The 24,978-nt window shown below is 54.2% G+C and carries 21 protein-coding genes, 4 tRNA genes and 1 pseudogene; 21 read left to right on the top strand and 5 right to left on the bottom strand.

The features are described from left to right. The first annotated feature begins 42 nt into the window (after positions 1 to 42). The 18 genes from trxA to ACQE3Y_RS19550 all read left to right on the top strand — a co-directional run bounded on the left by trxA (position 43) and on the right by ACQE3Y_RS19550 (position 15,658). Positions 43 to 375 carry a thioredoxin TrxA gene (gene trxA / locus ACQE3Y_RS19635; protein WP_085069436.1) on the top strand — a complete coding sequence of 111 codons (333 nt, stop codon included), beginning with the start codon at positions 43 to 45 and terminating at the stop codon, positions 373 to 375. Between the two features lie 339 nt (positions 376 to 714). Then, positions 715 to 1,974: a transcription termination factor Rho gene (gene rho, locus ACQE3Y_RS19630; protein ID WP_038628983.1), complete on the top strand. Its 1,260-nt coding sequence runs from the start codon at positions 715 to 717 to the stop codon at positions 1,972 to 1,974. A gap of 288 nt (positions 1,975 to 2,262) precedes the next feature. Then, on the top strand, positions 2,263 to 3,345 hold the full coding sequence (gene wecA, locus ACQE3Y_RS19625; protein ID WP_426975123.1) for a UDP-N-acetylglucosamine--undecaprenyl-phosphate N-acetylglucosaminephosphotransferase: 1,083 nt from the start codon (positions 2,263 to 2,265) through the stop codon (positions 3,343 to 3,345). A gap of 28 nt (positions 3,346 to 3,373) precedes the next feature. Further along, complete coding sequence (gene wzzE, locus ACQE3Y_RS19620) at positions 3,374 to 4,405, top strand: ECA polysaccharide chain length modulation protein (RefSeq protein WP_426975075.1); 1,032 nt, start codon at positions 3,374 to 3,376, stop codon at positions 4,403 to 4,405. Positions 4,406 to 4,462: 57 nt separating this feature from the next. Further along, complete coding sequence (wecB, locus tag ACQE3Y_RS19615) at positions 4,463 to 5,593, top strand: non-hydrolyzing UDP-N-acetylglucosamine 2-epimerase (protein WP_426975076.1); 1,131 nt, start codon at positions 4,463 to 4,465, stop codon at positions 5,591 to 5,593. Beyond that, a complete protein-coding gene (wecC, locus tag ACQE3Y_RS19610) occupies positions 5,590 to 6,852 on the top strand; it encodes a UDP-N-acetyl-D-mannosamine dehydrogenase (RefSeq protein WP_426982331.1) in 1,263 nt (420 codons plus the stop codon). The genes wecB and wecC overlap by 4 nt, the downstream gene beginning before the upstream one ends. Then, a complete protein-coding gene (gene rfbB, locus ACQE3Y_RS19605) occupies positions 6,849 to 7,922 on the top strand; it encodes a dTDP-glucose 4,6-dehydratase (protein WP_426982330.1) in 1,074 nt (357 codons plus the stop codon). The genes wecC and rfbB overlap by 4 nt, the downstream gene beginning before the upstream one ends. An 11-nt stretch (positions 7,923 to 7,933) precedes the next feature. Then, the gene (gene rfbA / locus ACQE3Y_RS19600) at positions 7,934 to 8,815 is read left to right on the top strand and encodes a glucose-1-phosphate thymidylyltransferase RfbA (protein WP_426982329.1); all 882 of its coding nucleotides are present in this window, start codon (positions 7,934 to 7,936) and stop codon (positions 8,813 to 8,815) included. Continuing rightward, positions 8,793 to 9,485 (top strand): dTDP-4-amino-4,6-dideoxy-D-galactose acyltransferase, encoded by a 693-nt coding sequence (rffC, locus tag ACQE3Y_RS19595; RefSeq protein ID WP_426982328.1) that lies wholly within the window; start codon positions 8,793 to 8,795, stop codon positions 9,483 to 9,485. The genes rfbA and rffC overlap by 23 nt, the downstream gene beginning before the upstream one ends. Positions 9,486 to 9,489: 4 nt before the next feature. Next, positions 9,490 to 10,620: a dTDP-4-amino-4,6-dideoxygalactose transaminase gene (gene rffA / locus ACQE3Y_RS19590; protein ID WP_426982327.1), complete on the top strand. Its 1,131-nt coding sequence runs from the start codon at positions 9,490 to 9,492 to the stop codon at positions 10,618 to 10,620. 1 nt (position 10,621) lies between these two features. Next, the gene (wzxE, locus tag ACQE3Y_RS19585) at positions 10,622 to 11,872 is read left to right on the top strand and encodes a lipid III flippase WzxE (RefSeq protein WP_426982326.1); all 1,251 of its coding nucleotides are present in this window, start codon (positions 10,622 to 10,624) and stop codon (positions 11,870 to 11,872) included. After that, complete coding sequence (locus ACQE3Y_RS19580; protein ID WP_426982325.1) at positions 11,869 to 12,942, top strand: TDP-N-acetylfucosamine:lipid II N-acetylfucosaminyltransferase; 1,074 nt, start codon at positions 11,869 to 11,871, stop codon at positions 12,940 to 12,942. The genes wzxE and ACQE3Y_RS19580 overlap by 4 nt, the downstream gene beginning before the upstream one ends. Next, a complete protein-coding gene (gene wzyE / locus ACQE3Y_RS19575) occupies positions 12,939 to 14,315 on the top strand; it encodes an ECA oligosaccharide polymerase (RefSeq protein WP_426975084.1) in 1,377 nt (458 codons plus the stop codon). The genes ACQE3Y_RS19580 and wzyE overlap by 4 nt, the downstream gene beginning before the upstream one ends. 1 nt (position 14,316) lies before the next feature. Then, entirely contained in the window at positions 14,317 to 15,057 is a 741-nt protein-coding gene (wecG, locus tag ACQE3Y_RS19570) for a lipopolysaccharide N-acetylmannosaminouronosyltransferase (RefSeq protein WP_426975124.1), read from the top strand. A 178-nt stretch (positions 15,058 to 15,235) separates the two neighbouring features. Continuing rightward, positions 15,236 to 15,312: transfer RNA gene (locus ACQE3Y_RS19565), tRNA-Arg, on the top strand. A gap of 59 nt (positions 15,313 to 15,371) precedes the next feature. Beyond that, positions 15,372 to 15,447: transfer RNA gene (locus ACQE3Y_RS19560), tRNA-His, on the top strand. 16 nt (positions 15,448 to 15,463) lie between these two features. Then, a tRNA-Leu gene (locus tag ACQE3Y_RS19555) sits at positions 15,464 to 15,550 on the top strand. A 31-nt stretch (positions 15,551 to 15,581) separates the two neighbouring features. Further along, positions 15,582 to 15,658: transfer RNA gene (locus tag ACQE3Y_RS19550), tRNA-Pro, on the top strand. Between the two features lie 65 nt (positions 15,659 to 15,723). On the opposite strand, the gene ACQE3Y_RS19545 is transcribed toward ACQE3Y_RS19550, so the two are convergent. After that, entirely contained in the window at positions 15,724 to 16,440 is a 717-nt protein-coding gene (locus tag ACQE3Y_RS19545; RefSeq protein ID WP_426975085.1) for a helix-turn-helix transcriptional regulator, read from the bottom strand. A 56-nt stretch (positions 16,441 to 16,496) separates the two neighbouring features. Here ACQE3Y_RS19545 and ACQE3Y_RS19540 point away from each other — a divergent pair, with 56 nt between their 5' ends. Continuing rightward, positions 16,497 to 16,865, top strand: coding sequence for a VOC family protein (locus ACQE3Y_RS19540; RefSeq protein WP_426975086.1), 369 nt, complete (start codon positions 16,497 to 16,499; stop codon positions 16,863 to 16,865). Between the two features lie 615 nt (positions 16,866 to 17,480). Here the strand turns inward: ACQE3Y_RS19540 and hemY are convergent. From hemY to hemC, 4 genes are read right to left on the bottom strand one after another with little or no spacing between them, the layout of a single operon-like run. Further along, positions 17,481 to 18,671, bottom strand: coding sequence for a protoheme IX biogenesis protein HemY (gene hemY, locus ACQE3Y_RS19535; protein ID WP_426975087.1), 1,191 nt, complete (start codon positions 18,669 to 18,671; stop codon positions 17,481 to 17,483). 2 nt (positions 18,672 to 18,673) lie between these two features. After that, a complete protein-coding gene (gene hemX, locus ACQE3Y_RS19530) occupies positions 18,674 to 19,816 on the bottom strand; it encodes a uroporphyrinogen-III C-methyltransferase (protein ID WP_250651140.1) in 1,143 nt (380 codons plus the stop codon). A 17-nt stretch (positions 19,817 to 19,833) separates the two neighbouring features. Continuing rightward, a complete protein-coding gene (gene hemD / locus ACQE3Y_RS19525; protein WP_426975088.1) occupies positions 19,834 to 20,580 on the bottom strand; it encodes a uroporphyrinogen-III synthase in 747 nt (248 codons plus the stop codon). Further along, positions 20,577 to 21,518 (bottom strand): hydroxymethylbilane synthase, encoded by a 942-nt coding sequence (gene hemC / locus ACQE3Y_RS19520; protein WP_085069454.1) that lies wholly within the window; start codon positions 21,516 to 21,518, stop codon positions 20,577 to 20,579. The genes hemD and hemC overlap by 4 nt, the downstream gene beginning before the upstream one ends. A gap of 290 nt (positions 21,519 to 21,808) precedes the next feature. Between hemC and ACQE3Y_RS19515 the strand changes: the two genes are divergently transcribed. Together ACQE3Y_RS19515 and ACQE3Y_RS19510 are read left to right on the top strand one after the other, a co-directional pair. Beyond that, positions 21,809 to 24,361 carry a class I adenylate cyclase gene (locus ACQE3Y_RS19515; RefSeq protein ID WP_426975089.1) on the top strand — a complete coding sequence of 851 codons (2,553 nt, stop codon included), beginning with the start codon at positions 21,809 to 21,811 and terminating at the stop codon, positions 24,359 to 24,361. 193 nt (positions 24,362 to 24,554) lie between these two features. Next, positions 24,555 to 24,978 (top strand): annotated as a pseudogene (locus ACQE3Y_RS19510) (hypothetical protein); the annotation flags it as partial.

The following is a 24,978-nucleotide window of genomic DNA, read 5'->3' as shown; positions in this document are numbered from 1 at the left end:
ATTTTACGCCAACCAGCCAGGCATAATCTTGTGGAGTAAGACATGAGCAGCGATAAAATCGTTCATCTAACCGACAATAGCTTTGAAACTGACGTGCTGAAAGCCGAAGGTTTAACGCTGGTGGACTTCTGGGCAGAATGGTGTGGTCCGTGCAAAATGATCGCCCCGATCCTCGACGAAGTAGCAGAAGAGTATGACGGTAAGCTGACCATTGCCAAACTGAATATCGATGAGAACCCGGAAACGGCGCCGAAATACGGTATTCGCGGCATCCCGACGCTGCTGCTGTTTAAAAATGGTGAAGTTGCAGCGACCAAAGTTGGTGCGCTGTCGAAAGGCCAGCTCAAAGAGTTCCTGAACGCGAACCTGAGCTGATTCATTGCCGGCGCTGGCGGTCAGAGTAATTTTTGCCAGACCGCTAGACGCCCGGCATGAAGCGTGCTAAGTTAAATCTACTGCATTACGAACTTACCTGTAGTTTGTTTCCCTTGTTGAACGCTGGCGTTATCTTCCCAGTGCCTCAACAATCTGACGGTTAGCATCACAATTTCCGGCATCTGTTTTCAACCGTCTCCTCGTTTTCAGATCGGCATTCACGCATAAGATCATCGAGCAGACACGGAAACGGAGCCATTAACGGGCATGGACCTTCTTTTGCCATACCATTCACGACAACCTTTTCGAGATATACCCCGAGTTTAAGAACCCACCATTATGAATCTTACCGAACTAAAAAATACGCCGGTTTCAGAGCTGATTACTCTTGGCGAGAACATGGGGCTGGAAAACCTGGCGCGCATGCGTAAGCAGGACATCATTTTTGCTATCCTCAAACAACACGCGAAAAGCGGTGAGGATATCTTCGGTGATGGCGTACTGGAGATACTGCAGGACGGATTTGGTTTCCTCCGCTCCGCAGATAGCTCCTACCTCGCCGGTCCTGACGACATCTATGTTTCCCCCAGCCAAATTCGCCGCTTTAACCTTCGCACTGGTGATACCATTTCAGGCAAAATTCGTCCGCCGAAAGAGGGCGAGCGTTACTTTGCACTGCTGAAGGTTAACGAGGTCAACTACGATAAACCGGAAAATGCGCGCAGTAAGATTCTGTTTGAAAACCTGACGCCGCTGCACGCGAACTCTCGTTTACGTATGGAGCGCGGTAACGGCTCAACAGAAGACCTGACCGCACGCGTGCTGGATCTCGCTTCACCGATTGGCCGTGGCCAGCGTGGTCTGATTGTTGCACCGCCGAAAGCGGGTAAAACCATGCTGCTGCAGAATATTGCGCAGAGCATTGCCTACAACCATCCTGACTGCGTGCTGATGGTGCTGCTGATTGACGAACGTCCTGAAGAAGTGACCGAGATGCAGCGTCTGGTCAAAGGCGAAGTGGTTGCTTCTACCTTTGATGAGCCAGCATCTCGTCACGTTCAGGTTGCCGAAATGGTGATCGAAAAGGCCAAGCGCCTGGTTGAGCATAAAAAAGACGTTATTATTCTGCTCGACTCCATCACGCGTCTGGCGCGTGCTTACAACACCGTCGTGCCAGCTTCCGGTAAGGTTCTGACCGGTGGTGTGGATGCAAACGCCCTGCATCGTCCGAAACGCTTCTTTGGTGCGGCGCGTAACGTGGAAGAAGGCGGCAGCCTGACCATTATCGCTACTGCGCTGGTAGATACCGGTTCGAAGATGGATGAAGTGATTTACGAAGAGTTCAAAGGCACCGGTAACATGGAGCTGCATCTCGCACGTAAAATCGCTGAAAAACGCGTGTTCCCGGCTATCGACTACAACCGTTCCGGGACGCGTAAAGAAGAACTGCTCACTTCCCAGGAAGAGCTGCAGAAGATGTGGATCCTGCGCAAGATTATTCACCCGATGGGCGAAATCGACGCAATGGAATTCCTCATCAATAAGTTGGCCATGACCAAGACCAACGATGAATTCTTCGACATGATGAAACGTTCATAATTTTTTAGCCGTTGCGTTAGGGAGAGTTCAAGACTCTTTAGCACGGTAAGAAAACTCGGGTAACGCCACGCTCAGACGTGGCGTTTTTTATTTTTGGGCTATAGGATAAAGCGACTGTCGGACGTCACCGGTCGCTAAGTGTAATAAAAGCAGACGCTTTTGCTTAAATAACCAGCGGTCGTGCGGCCAAATCGCGTTATCAGGACGTCAGTCAGGGTGGCAGGCATAATTATTGCTTATATTTACCCGGTGTCTTAGCTGAGAGTTGTTAATGTGAATTTACTCACCATGAGTACCGAGCTTGGTCTAATTTTTCTGTTTTCACTGGCATTCATTTTTTTTGCCCGCAAAGCAGCTAAAAAAGTCGGCCTGGTTGACCGCCCGAATTATCGTAAACGTCATCAGGGACTGATTCCGCTGGTTGGCGGCATCTCCGTTTATGCAGGCATCTGCTTTACTTTTGTTATCACTAATTATTATCTGCCCCACGCGATACTCTATCTGGCCTGTGCCGGTGTGCTGGTATTGGTTGGGGCGCTGGATGACCGTTTTGACATTAGCGTCAAGATTCGTGCCGTCGTACAGGCTGCTATCGCGATAGTGATGATGGTGGTGGGCAAACTCTACTTGCTCAGTCTTGGCTATATTATCGGACCAATGGAACTGGTTGTCGGGCCATTTGGCTATGTGTTGACGCTGTTTGCCGTTTGGGCGGCAATCAATGCTTTCAATATGGTTGACGGCATTGATGGTCTGCTGGGCGGTTTGTCCTGCGTGACCTTTGGCGCAATGGGCATCATCCTCTTTTTCGACGGCCAGCACAGCCTGGCGATGTGGTGCTTTGCCATGATTGCCGCCACGCTTCCCTATATTCTCCTTAATCTGGGCGTTTTCGGTAAACGCTATAAAGTGTTTATGGGCGATGCGGGCAGTACGCTGATTGGCTTTACCATTATCTGGATCCTGCTGGAAACCACCCAGGGCGTTACGCACCCCATTACGCCGGTTACGGCGCTGTGGCTGATTGCCATTCCGCTGATGGATATGGTGGCGATCATGTATCGCCGACTGCGTAAAGGAATGAGTCCTTTCTCTGCCGATCGTCAGCATATTCATCATTTGATCATGCGCGCCGGGTTTACTTCACGACAGGCGTTTGTGCTGATCACGCTTGCCGCTGCGCTACTGGCTGCTGTAGGCGTATTGGGTGAGTATCTGGCGTTTATTCCTGAGTGGGTGATGCTGCTGCTTTTTCTGTTTGCTTTCGTCCTCTACGGCTACTGCATCAAGCGCGCCTGGCGCGTTGCCCGCATGATCAAACGTCTCAAGCGCCGCCTGCGTCGCGCTAATAAAAATAAGCACCCGGGCTAAGCGCCCTCTGGACAAGGATACCCTGCATATGACCTCTGACTTCGTGGATAACGAATTGGATATTCGTGGCCTGTTTTGCGCGCTGTGGCGCGGCAAACGTTGGATTATCGGGCTGGCGCTGTTGGGCATGCTACTGGCGTTTATCTGGTCTCTGCTGGTTAAACAGGAGTGGAGCACCACGGCAATCACCGATCGTCCCACGGTAAATATGATTGGCGGCTACTATTCGCAGCAGCAATTCTTACGCAACCTGGATAACCGTAATGGCGCCACCGCGCTGACGGTACCGCAGCCCTCGGTAATGGACGATGCCTACCAGGAATTTCTTATGCAACTCTCTTCATGGGACACGCGGCGCGAATTCTGGTTACAAACTGACTACTATAAGCACCGCAAAAGCGGCAATGTCCATAAAGATGCCGCGCTGCTGGACGAAATGGTCAGCAATATTCAGTTCAGCCCGGCGGACAGCGCGAAAAACCTGAGCGATAGCGTCAGGCTGGTAGCGGAAACCGCAGTAGATGCCAACAATCTGCTGCGTCAGTATGTTGCTTTCGCCAGCGAACGCGCGGCGCGTCATTTAAATCAGGAACTGACGGCGGCCTGGGCGGCGCGTACCGTTCAACTGAAAGCGCAGGTCAAACGCCAGGAAAAGGTGGCCAATGCGGTGTATCAACGGCAGCTACGCAGCGTAGAGCAGGCGCTAAAAATTGCGCAACAGCAGGGGATCGACCAGGCAAAAACCAGTACGCCATCGGAGCAGCTGCCCGATTCAGAACTCTTTTTGCTTGGCAGGCCGATGCTGCAGGCGCGCCTGGAAAACCTGCAGGCGAATGGGCCGACATACGATCTGGACTATGATCAAAATCGGGCCATGCTCGATACGTTGAACGTTGGGCCTACGCTTGAGCAGAAGTTTCAGACCTACCGCTATTTGCGCACCCCGGAAGAGCCGGTGAAGCGCGACAGCCCGCGCCGGACGTTGGTCATGATTATGTGGGGCGCCATTGGCGCGTTGGTGGGTGCAGGCGTTGCCCTTATTCGCCGTCCTCGTGCCTGATACGCGCGTTGCAGGTGTCGCTGTGACTGACACGGCTAACGAACGAAGAGAAAAACAGTGAAAGTACTTACCGTTTTTGGCACGAGGCCGGAAGCTATCAAAATGGCTCCGCTGGTGCATGCGCTGGCGAACGATGCCGCATTTGATGCCCGCCTGTGTGTGACGGCCCAGCATCGCGAGATGCTCGATCAGGTTCTGCGCCTTTTCACGCTAAAGCCAGACTATGATCTGGATATTATGCGTCCGGAGCAGGGACTCACGGAAATCACCAGCCGGATACTGGAGGGGCTAAAAGGCGTATTTGCCTCTTTCCGTCCTGATGTCGTGCTGGTGCATGGCGATACCACCACAACGCTGGCAGCCAGCCTGGCCGCTTTTTATCATCGCATCCCGGTGGGGCACGTTGAGGCCGGGCTGCGCACCGGCGATCTCTATTCGCCATGGCCTGAGGAAGCGAACCGTAAACTGACCGGCCATCTGGCTACGTGGCACTTTACCCCTACTGAATACTCCCGGCAGAACCTGTTGCGGGAAAACCTGTCGGATAAGCAGATATTTGTTACCGGTAATACGGTTATTGATGCGCTGTTCTGGGTGCGCGATCGCATTCTCTCCGATCGCCAGCACCACGAGAGCCTGGCCGCGCGTTATCCTTTTCTTGATGCGGCGAAAAAGTTGATTCTGGTTACCGGGCACCGCCGTGAAAGCTTTGGCGACGGTTTTGAGCGCATTTGCAGCGCGCTGGCGACGCTGGCGCGTCAGCATCCTGATATCCAGATAGTTTACCCGGTGCACCTGAACCCCAACGTCAGCGAGCCCGTTAAACGTATCCTGAGCGGCATCGACAATATTATTCTTATTGAGCCGCAGGAGTATTTGCCCTTTGTCTGGCTGATGAATCGGGCCTGGCTCATTCTGACCGACTCCGGCGGCATTCAGGAAGAAGCGCCTTCGCTGGGTAAACCGGTTCTGGTCATGCGCGAAACCACGGAGCGTCCCGAGGCGATTGAGGCCGGAACGGTGCGCCTGGTTGGAACCCGCGAAGAGAAGATTGTGGCAGAGGTTACCCATCTGCTCACCCATGAAGAAGCCTGGCAGGCGATGAGCCATGCGCATAATCCGTATGGCGATGGCCATGCCTGTGCCCGCATTCTGCAGGCGTTAAAAAATCACAGAGTAACATTATGAGTTTTAGAACGATTTCGGTTATTGGCCTGGGCTACATCGGGCTGCCTACCGCCGCCGCGTTTGCATCGCGCCAGCAGCATGTTGTGGGAATTGATATCAATGCGCACGCCGTTGAGACCATAAACCGTGGCGAAATTCATATCGTCGAACCGGATCTGGATACGGTAGTTAAGCAGGCCGTACAGCAGGGGTTTCTTCGTGCCGCCACGCAGCCGGTGGCGGCCGATGCGTTTTTGATCGCTGTTCCCACGCCGTTTAAAGGCGACCATCAGCCTGATATGACCTATGTTCAGGCAGCCGCGCTGTCGCTTGCGCCGGTGTTAAAGCCGGGCGATTTAGTGATCCTGGAATCCACCTCGCCGGTCGGCGCGACGGAACAGATGGCAGACTGGCTGGCTGAAGCGCGTCCTGACTTATCGTTTCCACAGCAGCAGCCGGATAGCCCCGATATTCACATCGCCTACTGTCCTGAGCGGGTGCTGCCCGGTCAGGTAATGGTTGAGCTGATTAAAAACGATCGGGTGATCGGCGGCATGACGCCAGCCTGCTCTGAGCGCGCCAGCGAGCTGTACCGCATTTTCCTTGAGGGCGAATGCGTAGTCACCAATGCCCGCACCGCTGAGATGTGCAAGCTGACCGAAAACAGCTTCCGTGACGTTAATATCGCTTTTGCCAACGAATTGTCGCTGATTTGCGCGCAGCAGGGCATCAACGTGTGGGAACTGATAGCGCTGGCCAACCGTCACCCGCGCGTCAATATTCTGCAGCCGGGGCCGGGCGTCGGCGGCCACTGTATTGCAGTCGATCCCTGGTTTATCGTCGCGCAGAATCCAGAGCTGGCGCGTCTTATCCGCACCGCGCGTGAAGTAAACGACGCCAAGCCGCACTGGGTGCTGGATCAAGTGAAAGCAGCGGTTGCCGACTGCCTGAGCGAGAGCGGCAAGCGCGCCAGCGAATTAACCATTGCCTGCTTTGGCCTGGCCTTTAAACCTAACATTGACGATTTACGGGAAAGCCCAGCGATGGAGGTTGCGCATCTGGTCGCCTCCTGGCATAGCGGCACGACCTGGGTGGTGGAGCCTAATGTGCAGCAGATCCCGGCGGCGCTGGCTGATGAAGCGACACTGGTAACGCTGGAGCAGGCGCTCACGCAGGCGGATGTTCTGGTGATGCTGGTTGATCACCACGTTTTTAAAGCGGTAAGCGGCGAGCAGGTCACCCAGCGCTGGGTAGTGGACACGAAAGGAGTGTGGCGATGAAGCAATTTCTGGTTACCGGCGGCGCAGGCTTTATCGGTTCGGCGGTGGTTCGCCATCTTATCCAGCATACCGGACACCGGGTGGCGGTGGTCGATAAGCTGACCTACGCCGGCAATCTCTCTTCGTTGGCTCCGGTTGCGGATAGCGATCGCTTTGCTTTTGAGCACGTCGATATTTGCGATCGCGCCGCGCTGGATCGCCTGCTGACACGCTATCAGCCCGACTGCATTATGCATCTGGCGGCGGAAAGCCACGTTGATCGCTCTATCGACAGCTCCTGGCCATTTATTGAAACCAATATTGTCGGCACCTGGCAGCTGCTGGAAGCGGCGCGTCATTACTGGCGCGGCCTGTCAGCTGAAAAGCAGGCGGCGTTTGTTTTCCATCATATTTCCACCGATGAAGTGTTTGGCGATCTGCATGGCAGCGATGACTTCTTTACCGAAACCACGCCTTACGCGCCCAGCAGTCCTTACTCCGCCAGTAAAGCCAGCAGCGATCACCTGGTTCGTGCCTGGATGCGCACCTACGGCCTGCCGGTTATCGTGACCAACTGTTCTAATAACTATGGTCCTTACCATTTTCCCGAAAAGCTTATTCCGCTGATGATTATCAATGCGCTGGCAGGCAAACCGCTGCCGGTTTATGGCGATGGCGGACAAATTCGCGACTGGCTGTATGTGGAAGATCATGCGCGCGCGCTGGTAACCGTAGTGAGCACTGGCCAGGCCGGAGAAACCTATAATATTGGCGGTCATAACGAACAGCGTAATATCGACGTTGTAAATACGCTTTGCGACCTGCTGGAAGAGCTGGCGCCGACCAAACCGGCGGGCATTGCGCACTTCCGCGATCTGATTACCTTTGTTACCGACCGCCCTGGTCATGATCAGCGCTACGCGATTAATGCCGGAAAAATCGAGCGCGAGCTGGGCTGGCGTCCGCAGGAGACGTTTGAAAGCGGCCTGCGTAAAACGGTGCAGTGGTATTTGAGTCATGAGAACTGGTGGCGCAGCATTCTTGATGGCAGCTATCAGGGCGAGCGGCTCGGGCTTTCTTCCCCTCACTGAGGCGAATCACCATGAAAGGCATTATTCTGGCCGGTGGATCCGGTACGCGGTTGCATCCTATCACGCGAGGGATCTCGAAACAGCTGCTGCCCATCTATGACAAGCCGATGATCTACTATCCCCTGTCAGTATTAATGCTGGCAGGCATCCGCGAAATTCTGATTATTACCACGCCGGATGATATGCCGCACTTCCAGCGCCTGTTGGGCGACGGCAGCGAATTCGGCATCCGGCTGGCGTATGCGGCCCAGCCCAGCCCGGATGGCCTGGCGCAGGCTTTTATTATTGGCGAAACGTTTCTTAACGGCGAGCCGAGCTGTCTGGCGCTGGGCGATAATATCTGGTTCGGTCAGGGCTTCAGTCCCAAATTGAAAAAAGTGGCGGCGCGTAGTCAGGGCGCGACAGTTTTTGGCTATCAGGTTATGGATCCCGAGCGCTTTGGCGTGGTGGAGTTTGACGACGATTTCCGCGCGATTTCACTGGAAGAGAAACCCGTTAAACCCCGATCTAACTGGGCGATTACCGGGCTTTATTTTTACGATAGCCAGGTCGTGGAGTTCGCACGCCAGGTTAAGCCTTCGTCACGCGGCGAGCTGGAAATCACCTCTATTAACCAGCGTTATCTGGAACAGGGCGAACTCAGCGTTGAACTGCTGGGCCGTGGCTTTGCCTGGCTGGATACCGGTACGCATGACAGCCTGATTGAAGCCAGCACCTTTGTGCAAACGGTTGAAAAACGGCAGGGCTTTAAAATCGCCTGTCTGGAGGAGATCGCCTGGCGCAACGGCTGGCTGGATGATGATGGCCTGCGCCGTGCGGCTCAGGCGCTGCAAAAAACCGGCTACGGTCAGTATCTACTGGATATCTTACATGCGCGTCCACGCCAGTATTAAAACGCTCGACTGGGAAAACGCCTTTTTCCAACACAACAGCGCTCAACTGGCATGGGATGCCTCCGCCACGCTCGATTTGGCGCAGCTCGACGCGTTTGATGTGGTGCAGGCAAAAGTCGACAGCCAGCAGACCGCACAGCTGGATACGCTACAGCAGCTGGGGTTCCACCTGGTGGAAGGAGAGGCGGATCTACTGCTTGCCGTCACCGCCGGGGAGCGTCAATCCGGTATACGTATCGCGCGACCGGAACATATTCCGGCATTGCGTACCGCCGCTGGCGCCGCTTTCGCTTACAGCCGCTTTCGCGCGCCCTGGTATCAGCCGCACGACAGCGCCCGCTTTTATGCGCAATGGATCGAAAACGCAGTACGCGGCACGTTCGATAACCAGTGTCTGATCGCGCATGATGAACAGGGCAAGCTGCAGGGCTTCGTTTCGCTGCGCGAGCTGGGCGTTGATGAGGCGCGTATCGGCCTGCTGGCGACCCTGCCGACAGCGCAGGGCCAGGGCGTTGGGACCCGGCTGATGCTGGCGGCGCTTGACTGGTGCCGGGCGCGGCGGCGTAACAAATTGCATGTTGCGACGCAGCTCAGCAATCTGGCCGCAATGCGGCTCTATCTTCGTTGTGGTGCCACTCTTGAGAGCACTGCTTACTGGTTATACAGGTAACGTCATGATTCCATTTAATGCGCCACCGGTGGTGGGAACCGAAGTTGAATATATGCAATCCGCCATGAGTAGCGGCAAGCTGTGCGGCGACGGCGGCTTTACGCGTCGCTGTCAGCAGTGGATGGAGCAGCGTTTCGGCAGTAAAAAGGTTCTGCTGACGCCCTCCTGCACCGCATCGCTGGAAATGGCCGCGTTGCTGATCAATATTCAGCCCGGTGATGAAGTGATTATGCCGAGCTACACTTTTGTTTCTACCGCCAATGCGTTTGTGCTGCGCGGCGCGAAGATTGTGTTTGTGGATGTGCGTCCTGATACGCTGAACATTGATGAAACCCGTATCGAAGCGGCCATCACTGAAAAAACGCGGGCTATTGTGCCGGTTCACTATGCAGGCGTTGCCTGTGACATGGACGTGATTATGGCGCTGGCGCGCAAGTACCAACTGTATGTGATTGAGGACGCGGCGCAGGGCGTCATGTCTACATACAAAGGGCGGGCGCTGGGCAGCATCGGCCACATCGGTTGTTTCAGCTTTCACGAAACGAAAAACTACACCGCGGGCGGTGAAGGCGGCGCCACGCTGATCAATGACAGCGCGCTGGTGGAACGGGCAGAAATCATTCGTGAAAAAGGCACTAACCGGAGCCAGTTTTTCCGTGGGCAGGTGGATAAATATACCTGGCGCGATATCGGCTCCAGCTATCTTATGTCCGATCTGCAGGCAGCCTATCTGTGGGCGCAACTGGAAGCGGCAACGCGGATTAATCAGCAACGGCTGCATCTCTGGCAGCGTTATCATGATGCCCTAAAGCCGGTTGCGGCTCGGGGCCGTATTGAACTGCCGGGCATCCCTTTAGATTGCCAACACAATGCCCATATGTTTTACATTAAACTGCGCGATGCGGACGATCGGGCGGCGCTGATTAACTGGCTAAAAGAGGCGGAGATCCTGGCGGTCTTTCATTACATTCCGCTGCATAGCTCGCCTGCGGGAGAGCAGTTTGGCCGCTTTGCGGGCGAGGATCGCTATACCACCGTTGAAAGCGAACGCCTGCTGCGTCTGCCGCTGTTCTATAACCTGTCAGATAACAATCAAAGCACCGTTATCAACTCTCTGCTGAGTTTCTTCTCCTGATATGTCATTAGCTAAAGCCTCGGTGTGGACCGCAGCGTCCACGCTGGTAAAAATTGCTGTCGGCTTGCTGGTGGTAAAGCTGCTGGCAGTCAGCTTTGGGCCGGAAGGAGTAGGGCAGGCGGGCAACTTCCGCCAGCTGATCACCGTGCTGGGCGTGCTGGCGGGTGCCGGTATCTTTAATGGCGTCACTAAGTATGTCGCGCAGTATCAACAGCAGCCGCAGCAATTGGCCGCCGTTACCGGCACTGCCGTCACCATGGTGCTGGGCTTTTCCACGCTGTTGGCGGTGATTTTTCTGCTGGCTGCCGCGCCCATTAGCCAGCTGCTGTTTGGTCACGATCGTTATCAGCAGGTGATTCGCATCGTGGCATTTTTGCAGATGGGTATCGCCTGGGCCAATCTGGCGCTGGCAATCATGAAAGGGTTCCGCGATGCGATGGGCAATGCGCTGTCGCTGATGGCAGGCAGCCTCATCGGCGTAATCGGTTATGTCATCTGTTACTGGCTGGGCGGCTATAGCGGCGCACTGGTTGGGCTGGCGCTGGTGCCGGCGCTGATCGCCATTCCGGCGCTGCTGCTGCTGATAAAGCGCGACCACTTGCCGCTGCGCGCGCTGGCACCGCGCTGGCGGAGTGAGTTGGCGCGTCAGCTGGCTAAGTTTACGCTGATGGCGCTTATTACGTCCGCTACGCTTCCTATTGCCTGGATGATGATGCGTAACCTGCTGGCAGCGCGCTATAGCTGGGAAGAAGTCGGGCTATGGCAGGGCGTTACCACCATATCCGATGCCTGGCTGCAGTTTATTACCGCCACCTTTAGCGTTTGGCTACTGCCGACGCTCTCACGCCTGAATACAAAAGCGGAAATCTCACGCGAGATTTTCCGCACGCTGCGTTTTGTGCTACCAGCGGTGGCTGCCGTAGGTTTTTGCGTCTGGCTGCTGCGCGATGTAGCGATCTGGCTGCTGTTTTCCAGCCAGTTCACCGGCATGCGCGACCTTTTTATCTGGCAGCTTATTGGCGATGTGCTGAAGGTTGGAGCTTACGTTTTCGGCTATTTGGTGATTGCGAAAGCCTCGCTGCGTTTTTATATTGCCGCCGAGCTTAGCCAGTTTGTTTTGCTGACCGCTTTTTCGCGCTGGTTAATACCGTCTTATGGTGCCATCGGCGCCGCGCAGGCGTATATGGCTACCTATATTGTCTATTTTGCGCTCTGTTTATGCGCTTTTTTGATTTATCGCCGAAGAGTATGACGACATTGATTCATGTACTGGGTTCGGATATTCCGCATCATAACCAGACTATCCTGCGTTTTTTTAATGATGTAATGCGGGAAGCGCAGCCGTGCCGCACGCCGCGCACCTTTATGGTCGTCAGCCAGGATATGACGCTGGCCGCCGCCTGGCCGGCATTGCAGGTGCAAATTTTTGCCAGTAAAAAAGCGCTGGCCCAGGCGGTGCTACAACGCGCGCGCGATCGGCAAACCCACTTTTTCCTGCACGGGCAGTTTAATCCCTGGCTGTGGCTGGCATTACTGAGCGGCAGTCTGCGGCGCAATCAGGTTTACTGGCATGTCTGGGGGGCGGATCTGTATGAAGAGTCACGCAGCCTGAAGTTCCGTCTGTTTTATCAGCTGCGTCGACTGGCGCAGGGACGAGTCGCGCACCTGTTCGCTACCCGGGGTGATATTAGCCATTATCAGCAGCGCCATCGGCGCGTGCCAGCTTCGCTGCTCTATTTCCCTACGCGTATGCATCAGGCGATGCCAGCGCGTCAGCGTCAGGATAAAACCTTTACGCTGCTGTTAGGTAACTCCGGCGATCCCAGCAATCGCCACATTCCGGCGCTACAGACTATCCGGCAACAGTTTGGCGAACAGGTCAGGGTGATAGTGCCGCTCGGTTATCCGCCCAATAATCAGGCTTATATCGATCAGGTAAGCGCTGCTGCACGCGATCTGTTTCCCCATGGGCAGGTGGCGTTGTTGACCGATAAAATGGCGTTTGACGACTATCTGCAACTGATCGCCGACTGCGACCTGGGCTATTTTGTTTTTGAGCGTCAGCAGGGCATAGGGACGCTTTGTCTGCTGATGCAGGCCAACGTGCCGGTGGTACTGAATCGGAAAAACCCGTTCTGGCAGGATATGGTGGAGCAACAGCTTCCCGTATTGTTTGATACTGATGCGCTGAGTCTGGACATTGTTGCTCAGGCTCGTCAGCAGCTTTCTGGCATAGATAAAACCGGCATCGCCTTCTTTGATCCAGCCTTTGTTAGCGGCTGGAAGCAGGCGCTCACGCTGGCAGAAGGAGGAGCGCAATGAGTCTCGCGCAGTTTGGTGGCCTGTTGCTGGTCTGGCTGGTGTCGCTGGGCTTTATTCTGACCCTGACATGGCGCGAATTCCGGCGGGTACGCTTTAACTTTAACGTCTTTTTCTCGCTACTGTTTTTGCTGACCTTCTATTTCGGCTTTCCCTTAACCAGTTTGCTGGTCTTCCGGTTTGATGTCACGGTAGTACCGCCGACGTTCTTATTGCAGGCGTTGCTGGCGGCCGGCAGTTTTTACGCCATTTATTATGTCAGCTATAAAACGCGTCTGCGGGCGCGACGGACTGATAGCGGGCGCAGCTTGTTGAGTGTGAATCGGGTAGAGGCGCATCTGATTTGGGGCATTCTGGCGCTGCTGGCGCTGGTAACCGTGGCGATATTCTTTATGCGTAACGGTTTTCTGCTGTTTCGCCTGCATGCATACAGCGAGATATTTTCCAGTGAAGTGTCCAGCGTGGCGCTCAAGCGCTTCTTCTATTTCTTTATTCCGGCAATGCTGGTGGTTTACTTCCTGAAGCCAGGACGACGCGCCTGGCTATTTTTCCTTGCCAGCACCGTTGCCTTTGGCCTGCTGACCTATGCCATTGTTGGCGGCACGCGCGCCAACATCATTATTGCGTTTGCCCTGTTTTTGTTCATCGGCATTATTCGCGGCTGGATCACGTTGTGGATGCTGGCGGCCGCCGGCGCATTCGGTATTGTAGGGATGTTCTGGCTGGCGCTGCGGCGCTATAACCTTGACGTCAGCGGCGCCGAGGCGCTGTACACATTTCTTTATCTGACGCGTGACACTTTCTCGCCGTGGGAAAACCTGGCGCTGCTGTTACAAAACTACGACAACATTCACTTTCAGGGGCTGGCGCCGATTGTTCGTGATTTCTATGTCTATATTCCCGGCTGGCTGTGGCCGAGCCGACCTTCACTGGTGCTGAACAGCGCGAACTACTTCACCTGGGAAGTGCTGAACAACCACTCAGGTCTGGCGATCTCTCCCACTTTGTTGGGATCGTTGATCGTCATGGGTGGCGTAGCCGCTATTCCGGTGGGCGCGGTTGCGGTGGGCCTGATTATTAAGTGGTTCGACTGGCTTTATGAAGGAGGCAAACAACACGCTAACCGCTATACCTCTGCAATCTTGCAAAGCTTCTGTTTCGGTGCGGTGTTCAACATGATTGTGCTGGCACGTGAAGGGCTGGACGCCTTCGTCAGCCGCGTGGTTTTCTTCTGCCTGATTTTTGCCGCCTGCGTGATGATAGCTAAGTTACTTTTCTGGCTGCTGGACAGCGCCGGTTTGATTCGTCCGCGTCGACGCGCTGGCATATTGGCGGAAACGCCTGCCGCGACGCCGGAAAGATGTGAGGATTATTAAAATGGATGTCACGCCGAAGGCGCCCCAATACCAGATTCGTGGCATCAGGCTGCACGCTTTTTCCGGCATGGCTGAATGCCTGGACTATCTTTGCCCGGATGGCAAGGCACGTAGCGGCACCCTGGTCGCCATTAATGCGGAAAAGGTGCTGGCCTATGAGGAAAACCCGGCGCTGCGTCAGCTGATTGATGCAGCGGAGATCAAATACCCGGACGGCATTAGCATTGTGCGCGCGATCCGCAAAAAGTATCCGCAGGCGCAGGTTACGCGCATCGCCGGGGCCGATTTGTGGGAAGCGCTGATGGCGCGTGCCGGGCAGCAAGGCATTCCGGTCTTTCTGATCGGCGGCAAGCCGCAGGTAATGGAAGAGACGGTAGCGAAGCTGCGCCAGCAGTGGCAGGTTAATATTGTGGGCACCCAGCACGGCTATTTCAGTGCAGACGACAGCGAAGCGCTTTTTAAACGCGTAGCACAGAGCGGGGCGCAGATCGTTACGGTGGCAATGGGGTCACCGAAGCAGGAACTGCTGATGCAGGCGTGTCGAAAGGTTTGTCCGCAGGCGCTCTATATGGGCGTAGGCGGCACTTATGATGTCTTTACCGGACATGTGAAGCGCGCGCCGGTTATCTGGCAGCGTTTGGGGCTGGAATGGCTTTATCGCTTGTTAAGCCAGCCCAGCCGTCTGCGTCGTCAGCTGCGTCTGATAAAATTCCTGCGTTATTACTATCGCGGTCAGTTATAAAGATCGGCTATTTCAGGGCGGCAAACGGCTAAATGAGGGGTTTTTATTCGTTTGCCGACCTGAACTGGCGTTTGTTTAGACGGAATGCACAAAGCGTAATCAAACGCGTTTTTTTATTAAAAAAGCACTGGACAGCTTGGGTGCAAATCCGTAGTATCCCCATCCGCAACGGCGCTACGCGCCCGTAGCTCAGCTGGATAGAGCGCTGCCCTCCGGAGGCAGAGGTCTCAGGTTCGAATCCTGTCGGGCGCGCCATTAATCGGGCGCAAGAGCTGCGGTGGTAACATTTACCGCGTTAGTAGTAAGAAGTAATGGTGGCTATAGCTCAGTTGGTAGAGCCCTGGATTGTGATTCCAGTTGTCGTGGGTTCGAGTCCCATTAGCCACCCCAACTTTTGCTGGAACATGCGAAGGTGGCGGAATTGGTAGACGCGCTAGCTTCAGGTGTTAGTGTCTTAACGGACGTGAGGGTTCAAGTCCCTCTCTTCGCACCAGGCAAAAGAAAGTAAGATAAGAGCATTATGTCGGCGAGTAGCGCAGCTTGGTAGCGCAACTGGTTTGGGACCAGTGGGTCGGAGGTTCGAATCCTCTCTCGCCGACCATCTTATTAACCTGCTTATGCAGGTTTTTTTGTATCTGATATTCTGCTTCTGCTTCTGCTTCTGCTTTATTTATTATCCCCAATGACCTTATCACAACCCGCCTGACGCCACTGTTTCAGCAACCGCTGCCGTGAATATGGATAGCGTGCATCCAGCATCTGCACAAAACCGAGCCGGTTTATATCAAAATGACGAAAATCGTTACGCAGCTCGCACCAGGCGGTCAACATCTTTCTCTCTGGTAAATAACCCAATGCAAAAGGCCAAAGCGTCCTTTCACTTTGCTTGCCTGTTTGATCTTCATAGCCAATACGTATCTTTAATCCTCTTCTGATAGCCATACGCAGCGTACTAAAATTTTCACTTTTTTCTTTTTTGTTTTCGGATCGGCCAACAAGCAACGTTGAATGGGTGAGAACCGGTTGAAGGCGAGCGGGCAGGACAGAGGCAATATTACTCAAAGTCTCATCTGCCGCCTGGCTTAAAGCCGCATCGCTATATAGCGAAACCCAGCGCAGCCCCAGGGCCAGCGCCTCCAGTTGCTCAGGAGTAAACATCAGGGGAGGCAACAGATAGTCTGCCGTAAGGATATATCCTGTCCCGGCTTCTCCCTGAATATCGGCTCCCTGGGTTCTCAATGAAGTAATATCCCGATAAAGGGTGCGTAAGCTGATATGTAATTCCTGAGCAAGATGATTACCGCTAACCGGATAGCGATGTCGGCGCAGGATCTGAAGAAGATTTAGCAGGCGTTCAGCCCGTTTTGGTCCTGATGCTGACACGTTCTGTCATGGCTCCCTGGCATAGTCATATCTTTCTGTGGTCAGGAGATTAAAGCATGGTAATGCCAAATTTGTTAATCCTCTATGTTTCGAGTCCGGAACAGAGCAGTATGTTTTATGAACGTCTTTTTGAAAAACCAGCGGATGTCGTGCTTCCCACCTGGGCCGCTTTTACTTTTGATAATGGTCTGAGCCTGGGGCTATGGTCGACTCAGGCAAAAGATTTTGTCTCAAACGGGCAGAATAATCGCACGGAGCTATGTTTTATGGTGACGAATAACGAGGCTGTAGAAGCGCTCTATACGCGCTGGGTCAGAGCAGGAGTGGAAATAGAACAGCCACCAAAAGATGCGGTATTTGGCAGAACTTTCGTGGCGCTTGATCCGGATGGGCATCGACTAAGAGTTTGCATCCCGGATACGTAACAAGGTTTTTGTTTAAGCGTATGCTGCTCTTGCTGTTTCTAACACGTATGTCTCTGACTAGAGACATATAATCTATTGATTATAAATAAACTCTTTTGGTTGGGTGTGGGCTGTCTCAAAATGGAGACAAATTATTGGCAGGCTGTCGCCTGTTTATGACAACAATATGCTGCTTAAAACAGGGCGTCAGACTATTTTTTCTTGATTCAAAGAGATAGACAATAACGGAAAAGATCAGCGCAGACTGGCACAGCTTATGCAATACTATCTGCGTAGATGCTCATTCCACCTCTTATGTTCGCTTCGGCTTCATAAACCAGGAATGATGCAGAGCCAAATTAGGGTACCCGTTGTCCAGCCAGCCAATATCGTTCGCCTTATTGGATTTAAGGGCACTACGTTGAGTCGGGTACCAATCCGGTTGTCTTACCGACCTGATCTTTACACCTGCCTGTTTTAGGCAGGTGTTTTTTTATCTGAGTACTGCATCGCTTATGCTGTTCCGGCAACAAGACGGCAATCGTCACGTCAGGAAAACAGCTTTGCTAAATTTTTATCGCGGATTACAGCACGCATAAAAAAGCCGGATTTTATCCCGGCTTTTTTACGCTGTTATTAGCGGTTATTTTTTAACGTCAGCAACAGACCTTCGCGACGCATCTGGGCGGCCTCTTCCGGATGATGCAGCTTATCCAGCGTATCGGCCAGCCAGGCGTAATCAAAACCATCCGGGCGCTGTTTCAGGGCTTCTCTGAACGCTTCACTTGCCTGCTGCCACTCGCCATGTTTCATTAACAGTTGACCCAGGGTGCTATAGAGCAATGGTGTAGCGCCGTGCTGTTTAATCTGCTGGCGCAGCGCTTTTTCCAGCTGTTCCGGATTGCCGGTTTTCAGTCGAGGCATCAGCAGGATCAGGCGCTCATCATAGTGACGCTTCAGCCCATCCAGCACGATCTGTTGAGCGGTATCATGATCGTCGCAGGCAATTAAATGATCCGCCATTGCCACCTGCAGCGCCGTTTCGTGGCGCGTTTTACGGGTCAGGCTTTGCCACCAGCGCTTCAGACCTTCGCTACCCTGTTCCGCCATCGCCTGGTTCATCAAACCCAGCCAGGCCTGCTGACGCAGCGCTTTAATATGCTCGTCATCTGCCACCTGCGTTTTTTCCATCGCCGGCAGGATATCGATCAGCGCGCTCCAGCCGCCGGTACGTATATAAGCCTGTTCCGCCAGGCGCAGCACTTCGGGATGGCGCGGAGCCACGTCCAGCAAACGATCGATGCCATGACGGGCAGCATGATCTTCATTACGTGCCAGCTGAAGACGAACGCGGGTAATTTCCACCGGGATAGGATCGTTATGCGCCAGCTCTGCAGCTCTTTCCAGATGCTGGTTCGCCCGCATCTCATCGCCGCGTTGCTGTGCCGCCTCTGCCGCCAACAGGTAGTTGACCACTGGCTGCTCAGCATGATCGGCATTGCGCGAAAGCAATTTTTCTACCTGGCGATAGTCGCCTTCCGCCAGCTTAAGCAGCGCTTCATGCGTTTGGCGACGGGCGCGATTACGTTTGCGCCCCATAAACCAGCCGCGGGTTTTAGCGCCGGTACGGAACAGGCGACGCAGCAACCATTCCACGGCCAGGATCACCAACAGCGAGATAATGAGCATGATCGCCAGGCCGGTTACGCTGGTTTCAATATTCCAGTTGTCGGTCTGGATCAGCACATAGCCCTGATGACCCGCAATCATAGGACCGATAACCACACCGGCAATCAGCAACAGAAATAGTATAAAAACTTTTAGCATCGTTACTCTCCCTGCTGCGGCTGTGCTGCCGGTTCAGCGGGCTGCGCCAGCAGGTTACGCACCCGCGTTTGCATCAGCTTGTCCAGCAACGGCTGGCTTTCCAGCGACTCCGGAATTTCCATTGAAACCGTCTGCTGGCTTAAATCATCAAGCTGCGCCAGGAAAGATTTGGTACTGGCATCGCTGGTATCAAACCAGGCGCGTACCCAGGTCGATACGGTATCCACCGACTGCCGATAGATCTCATCCTGATGACGCGGCACCGCCTGGGCGGCAATAAGCAGGCGTGAGCGAATATTTTCACGCAGGTAAACATCCTGATTCGGCGCTAACAGCGGCTCTGCAGTATTGTCGCGGCGGCGGATGGTAATAAAATCATCCATAAAGTTGTGCCAGCTTTTTACCAGGTTCTGACGCCATTCTCGCAGCGAAGAGCTAAGTTCATTACTGTCAGCATCCATGGGCGCATCATCGCTGTCGTTATCCGCCAGACGCAGATTATCGACGCCGTTAGAGAGCTGATTCAGCTTTAAAATAATGCCGTCATAGTCAACCTGGCTCACCGCCGAAAGGTTGCTGATATCCTGGGTAATAGCCCGACGCACCGGAACCAGACTGGGATCGTTCATATCCGCAAGGCTGGCATCAGCACTTTTCAACAGCGCCGCTGCGGTAGTCACATCCTGATCGCTCCACAGCTTACGCCCGGCCAGTTTTACCAGATAATCGGCCTGCGCCAGTAGCCAGGTTCGAGAATCGTTACCTGAAATGGTGGCCACTTTTTCTTTCAATTCATCCAGCTGTTGGCTCAGGGCTGCCTGCTGGGCCTGGGCGGTATGCAGTTCGTTGCTCTGCGTGCTCAGCTGTTGTTTCAGCTGCGCTTTTTCGCGTTCGCTTTGCTGCGTCAGCGCGGAGATCTGTTCGCTTAACGTCTGGCTGACCTGCGCCTGTTGCTGCGCCTGATGACGCCCATTGACCCATAGCCCAGCCCCAATCGCCAACGCAACTACAATCGCCAGAGCACCCAGCGCGGTGCCGGTTTGGCCTGATGATTTACGCGTCGGTTTTTTTGCAGGCGGAGTCGTGGTTTCTACCGCAGGCGTTGTCTCTTCAACCATGGCGGAGGAATCTTTTTGTTCCGTCATTGTGGCACATCCCATTTTCAAGTTGTTTGTAACGCGCGCACCAGCGCGTCGTTATCAGCACCATCAGCTACCTTGATATTACGCCAGCCAAGTTCCTGGGCCAGGGTAGCCAAACGTTCGCTGACGACCAGTAGCCGACAGCCCAGCAGCCATTCCTCACGATCTATCGCAGGGAATAACCGATGAAGTTGTTGCAGCATCTCGCCGCTGGTAACCACCAGCGTATCAATACCGCGGTCACGCCAGCGTTTTCCTTCGCTGGGGCCATGATAAAACTTTTCACAACGCTGGTAGCACTCCAGGAAGCGAACCTCAGCTCCGCGCTGCGCCAGCGTGGTGCCAAGCAGTTCGCGACCACCGTTGCCGCGTAGGATCAACGCTTTTTTACCCTTCAGCCGCCGCAGCGTGGGCAATTGCAACAGCATTTCGCTGGTTTCATGCTCTGGCGGCCAGAGGACGTTCTGCCCGCACGCACGATGCAACGCCAGGGCGGTAGTGCGCCCTATAGCATAATAGTCCAGCGAAGCGGGCCATGTTAAACCCGTCTGCTGCAAACAGGGCTGCGCGTAATGCATAACATGCTGAGAAAGGACAAAAACCAGGTCGCCAGGCGCCAGGGCAGTAAGCTGCTGCGCCAGCTGCGCCAGTTCACGTCCAGGGGAAAACTCAATTAATGGAAAGCTCCAGGCCGTATGACCCAGCGCACACAGGCGCGTCACCAGCTCATCGCCTGAGGGGGAAGGGCGGGTGACAAGAATGCTCATGCTGGAGGATTTCCCTGATAAACCTCGCGCAAGATCTCTCGTGCGCCGTTCTGAAGCAGTTCATCCGCCAGGGAGATACCCAGCTGCTCCGCCTGAGTGCGCGGGCCGCGACGTTCGCCACGGATCATGGATGTACCATCTGGTGAACCCACCAGGCCGCGTAGCCAAATATCATCGCCTTCAAGCACGGCATAGCTACCGATCGGAACCTGACAGCCACCTTCCAGCCGCGTATTCATAGCGCGTTCCGCTTTTACACGCGTCGCGGTATCGTCATCATTTAATGCCGCCAGCAGCATAATGGTCTGTTCATCGTCCAGACGACACTCAATCCCCACGGCGCCCTGACCCACGGCAGGCAAAGAAACTTCGGCGGGGATGGCATAACGAATGCGATCCTGCAGGCCGAGGCGTTTCAGACCGGCGGCAGCCAGAATAATGGCGTCATATTCACCAGCGTCCAGCTTTGAGAGTCGCGTACCGACGTTGCCACGCAGCGAGCGAATCGTCAGGTCGGGCCGTAGCTCCGCCAGCTGACACTGACGACGTAGGCTGGAGGTGCCGACCACAGCGCCCTGCGGTAACGCATCCAGCGTGGCGTAGTGATTCGAGACAAAGGCGTCCAGCGGATCTTCGCGCTCACAAATGGTGACCAGGCCCAAACCTTGCGGAAATTCTACCGGCACATCTTTCATAGAGTGCACCGCGATATCGGCCCGGTTTTCAAGCATCGCCAGTTCGAGCTCTTTGACGAAAAGCCCCTTGCCGCCCACTTTTGCCAGCGGGGTGTCAAGAATAATGTCGCCGCGCGTTACCATCGGCACCAGCTCCACCTGCAGCCCCGGATGACAGGCCATCAGACGCTGCTGAACATATTGTGCCTGCCATAACGCCAGTGGACTTTGTCTGGTGGCAATTCTTAAAATTTTATCTAACATGCTTGATACCGTTTTGATCGTTCATTGATTATCCTATCATTGATACAGGAAGGCTGTCAGTTTCCACGATTTTTAGACGAGTAAAGGAAAGCGTAAAAGGGACAGGACAGATCGATCGGTGGATAAAGCGTGCTAAACTGTTAAGTAGCGCAACTTTCTTTACGGTCAATCTGCCAGGTGTTAGATTGATCACGTTTCCAGCAGTAATCTGCCCGAAAAATTTTTTAATGAAGCGGCGGAGTACGGAAACAGGGTTATTTATAAGCACTGGGACAATCAGGCGAGACGTCTTGTACCTCTACATTGAGACACTGAAACAGAGACTGGATGCCATCAACCAACTGCGTGTCGATCGCGCACTGGCTGCAATGGGCCCTGCTTTCCAGCAGGTATACGGTCTGCTGCCAACCCTATTACATCATCATCATCCTTTGATGCCGGGTTACCTTGAAGGTAACGTTCCCTACGGCATCAGCTTCTACACGTCCGATGAAAGCCAACTGCATTATTTGCAGGAAATTGAACGCAAGTCGAGCCAGCCTGTCGCGATACCGCCCAAAGGAGAGATGCCGATTACCGGCCTCTATTCTATGGGCAGTACCTCTTCCGTTGGACAGAACAGCACTTCCGACCTGGATATTTGGGTTTGCCATCAGTCATGGCTGGATGGTGAAGAGCGTCTGGCGCTGCAGAAAAAATGTCAGCTGCTGCAGAAGTGGTGCGCGGCGATGGGCGTTGAAGTCAGCTTCTTTCTGATCGACGAGAATCGCTTTCGCCATAATGAAAGTGGCAGCCTGGGCGGCGAAGATTGCGGCTCAACGCAGCATATATTACTGCTGGATGAGTTTTATCGTACCGCCGTGCGTATGGCTGGCAAGCGCATCCTGTGGAATATGGTGCCGGGTGAAGAAGAAGAGCATTACGACGACTACGTGATGTCGCTTTATGCGCAAGGGGTGCTCACGCCAAATGAATGGCTCGACCTGGGCGGGCTAAGTACGCTTTCTGCCGAAGAATATTTTGGCGCCAGCTTGTGGCAGCTCTATAAAAGCATCGACTCGCCCTATAAAGCCGTATTGAAAACCCTGCTGCTGGAGGCTTACTCCTGGGAGTATCCCCAGACTCGCCTGCTGGCTATGGATATCAAACAGCGCCTGCACGATGGCGAAATCGTGTCGTTCGGTCTTGATCCCTACTGCATGATGCTGGAACGCGTAACGCACTATCTGACCAGCATCGACGATCATGCCCGACTCGATCTGGTACGGCGCTGCTTTTACCTGAAAGTCTGTGAAAAACTGTCGCAGGATGAAAGCGCGCATCGCTCCGGCTGGCGGCGCGAGATTCTGGCGCAGCTGGTCAGCGAATGGGGTTGGGACGAGGCGCGTCTTGCGGTGCTCGATAGCCGGGCCGACTGGAAAATCGAACGTGTGCGTGAAGCGCATAATGAACTGCTGGATGCGATGATGCAGAGCTATCGCAATCTGATTCGTTTTGCGCGCCGTAACAACTTAAGCGTTAGCGCCAGCCCGCAGGATATTGGCGTGCTGACGCGTAAGCTGTATGCCGCTTTTGAAGCGCTGCCGGGCAAAGTGACGCTGGTTAACCCGCAGATTTCGCCCGATTTGTCCGAAACGCATTTAACCTTTATTCATGTTCCGGCCGGGCGTGCTAACCGGTCAGGCTGGTATCTGTATAACCAGGCGCCGGATATGAGTTCGATTATCAGCCATCAGCCGCTGGAGTATAACCGCTACCTGAATAAGCTGGTGGCCTGGGCCTGGTTTAACGGCTTACTGACGGAAAGAACCCGTCTGCATATTAAAGGCAACGAAATCTGCGATCTGGCGCGGTTGCAGGAGCTGGTAGCGGATGTTTCGCACCATTTCCCGCTGCGGCTGCCGGCCCCTACGGCGAAAGCGCTCTACAGCCCGTGCGAAATTCGTCATCTGGCGTTGATCGTTAATCTGGAATATGACCCGACCGCCGCCTTCCGTAATCAGGTCGTGCATTTTGATTTCCGTAAGCTGGACGTGTTCAGCTTTGGCCAGCAGCAGCAGTGCCTGATCGGCAGTATCGACCTGCTTTACCGTAACTCGTGGAATGAAGTGCGTACGCTGCACTTCAGCGGCGAGCAGGCGATGCTGGATGCGTTAAAAACCATTCTCGGTAAGATGCATCAGGATGCAGCACCGCCCGATGCGGTTGAAGTGTTCTGCTATAGCCAGCATCTGCGCGGGCTGATCCGTACGCGCGTCCAGCAGCTGGTTTCCGAATGCATTGAGCTGCGTCTCTCCAGCACGCGTCAGGATCCGGGCCGCTTTAAAGCCCTGCGCGTCGCCGGTCAGACATGGGGGCTCTTTTTTGAACGCCTGGGCGTCTCGGTGCAGAAACTGGAAAACGCGGTGGAATTTTACGGCGCGATTTCCAACAACAAGCTGCACGGCCTGTCGATTAAAGTTGAGACCGAGCAGGTTCAGCTGCCGCCGGTGGTTAATGGCTATGCCAGCGAAGGGATCATCCAGTTCTTTTTTGAGGACACCAATAACGATAGCGGCTTCAATATCTATATTCTGGATGAGGCCAATCGCATTGAGGTTTATCACCACTGCGAAGGCAGCAAAGAGGAGCTGGTGCGCGACGTGAGCCGCTTCTACTCCTCTTCGCACGATCGTTTTACCTACGGCTCCAGCTTCGTTAATTTCAACCTGCCGCAGTTTTACCAAATTGTCAGCGTAGATAATCGCACCCAGGTCATTCCCTTCCGTAGCCAGACTCTCACCCAGCTGTGCGCTAACCAGCCGGACAGCAACGACTATCCGCAGCGCTTCCAGGTTTACTAAGCCAGTAGCATCACGCTGTTGCAGCCACCCGGACCGGCGTCTGCCAGACGATCACGTTATCCCGGGCAATGCCCTTTTCCTGGTACATTTTCGAGACAGGTCTTAAGTGTGCGGCTGCGCTTCTCCCTTATTTTGCTTATGGCACGGGCTGTTTTTTCGCCAAAACCTTGTTGTTAACCATGCAGGGATAGCTATGAGCAAACGTAAGGATATTATTGATCCCCAGGCATCAGGGACAAAAGAGTATGGGTTGATCTATTCAGAAGTTTTAGGCTGGATAGATTTAGGGCATGCGCGTGGGGGTGATATAACGGATTGCCTTGGACAAATGGAAAGGGGCGAGGCCAGCGGGCAGCCTTACTATCTGGTTGAGTATCAGCAAACAATGACGTACAAACAGGTTCGTACCGGCCGCTGTTCGCGCTGGAATATCAAACGAGGGCGAACGCTTGCAGAAAGGCACAGCATTACGCTGGCGATGATGATGGAAACGGCGATTGCGTTCGAGAACTGGCAGTCGATGCCGTTTTTTAGCTGGTACACCGACAGCGGCTTCAGCGCTGAGGATTTGGTTTCAGCTCTGTTGGGCTTTTATAAAGTTGTGCAGCCACAAAATT

The organism is Pantoea sp. FN0305 (assembly GCF_050113845.1).
In the GTDB taxonomy this organism is placed as follows: Bacteria; Pseudomonadota; Gammaproteobacteria; order Enterobacterales; family Enterobacteriaceae; genus Mixta; species Mixta alhagi.
This window is presented reverse-complemented; position numbering and strand designations above follow the sequence as displayed.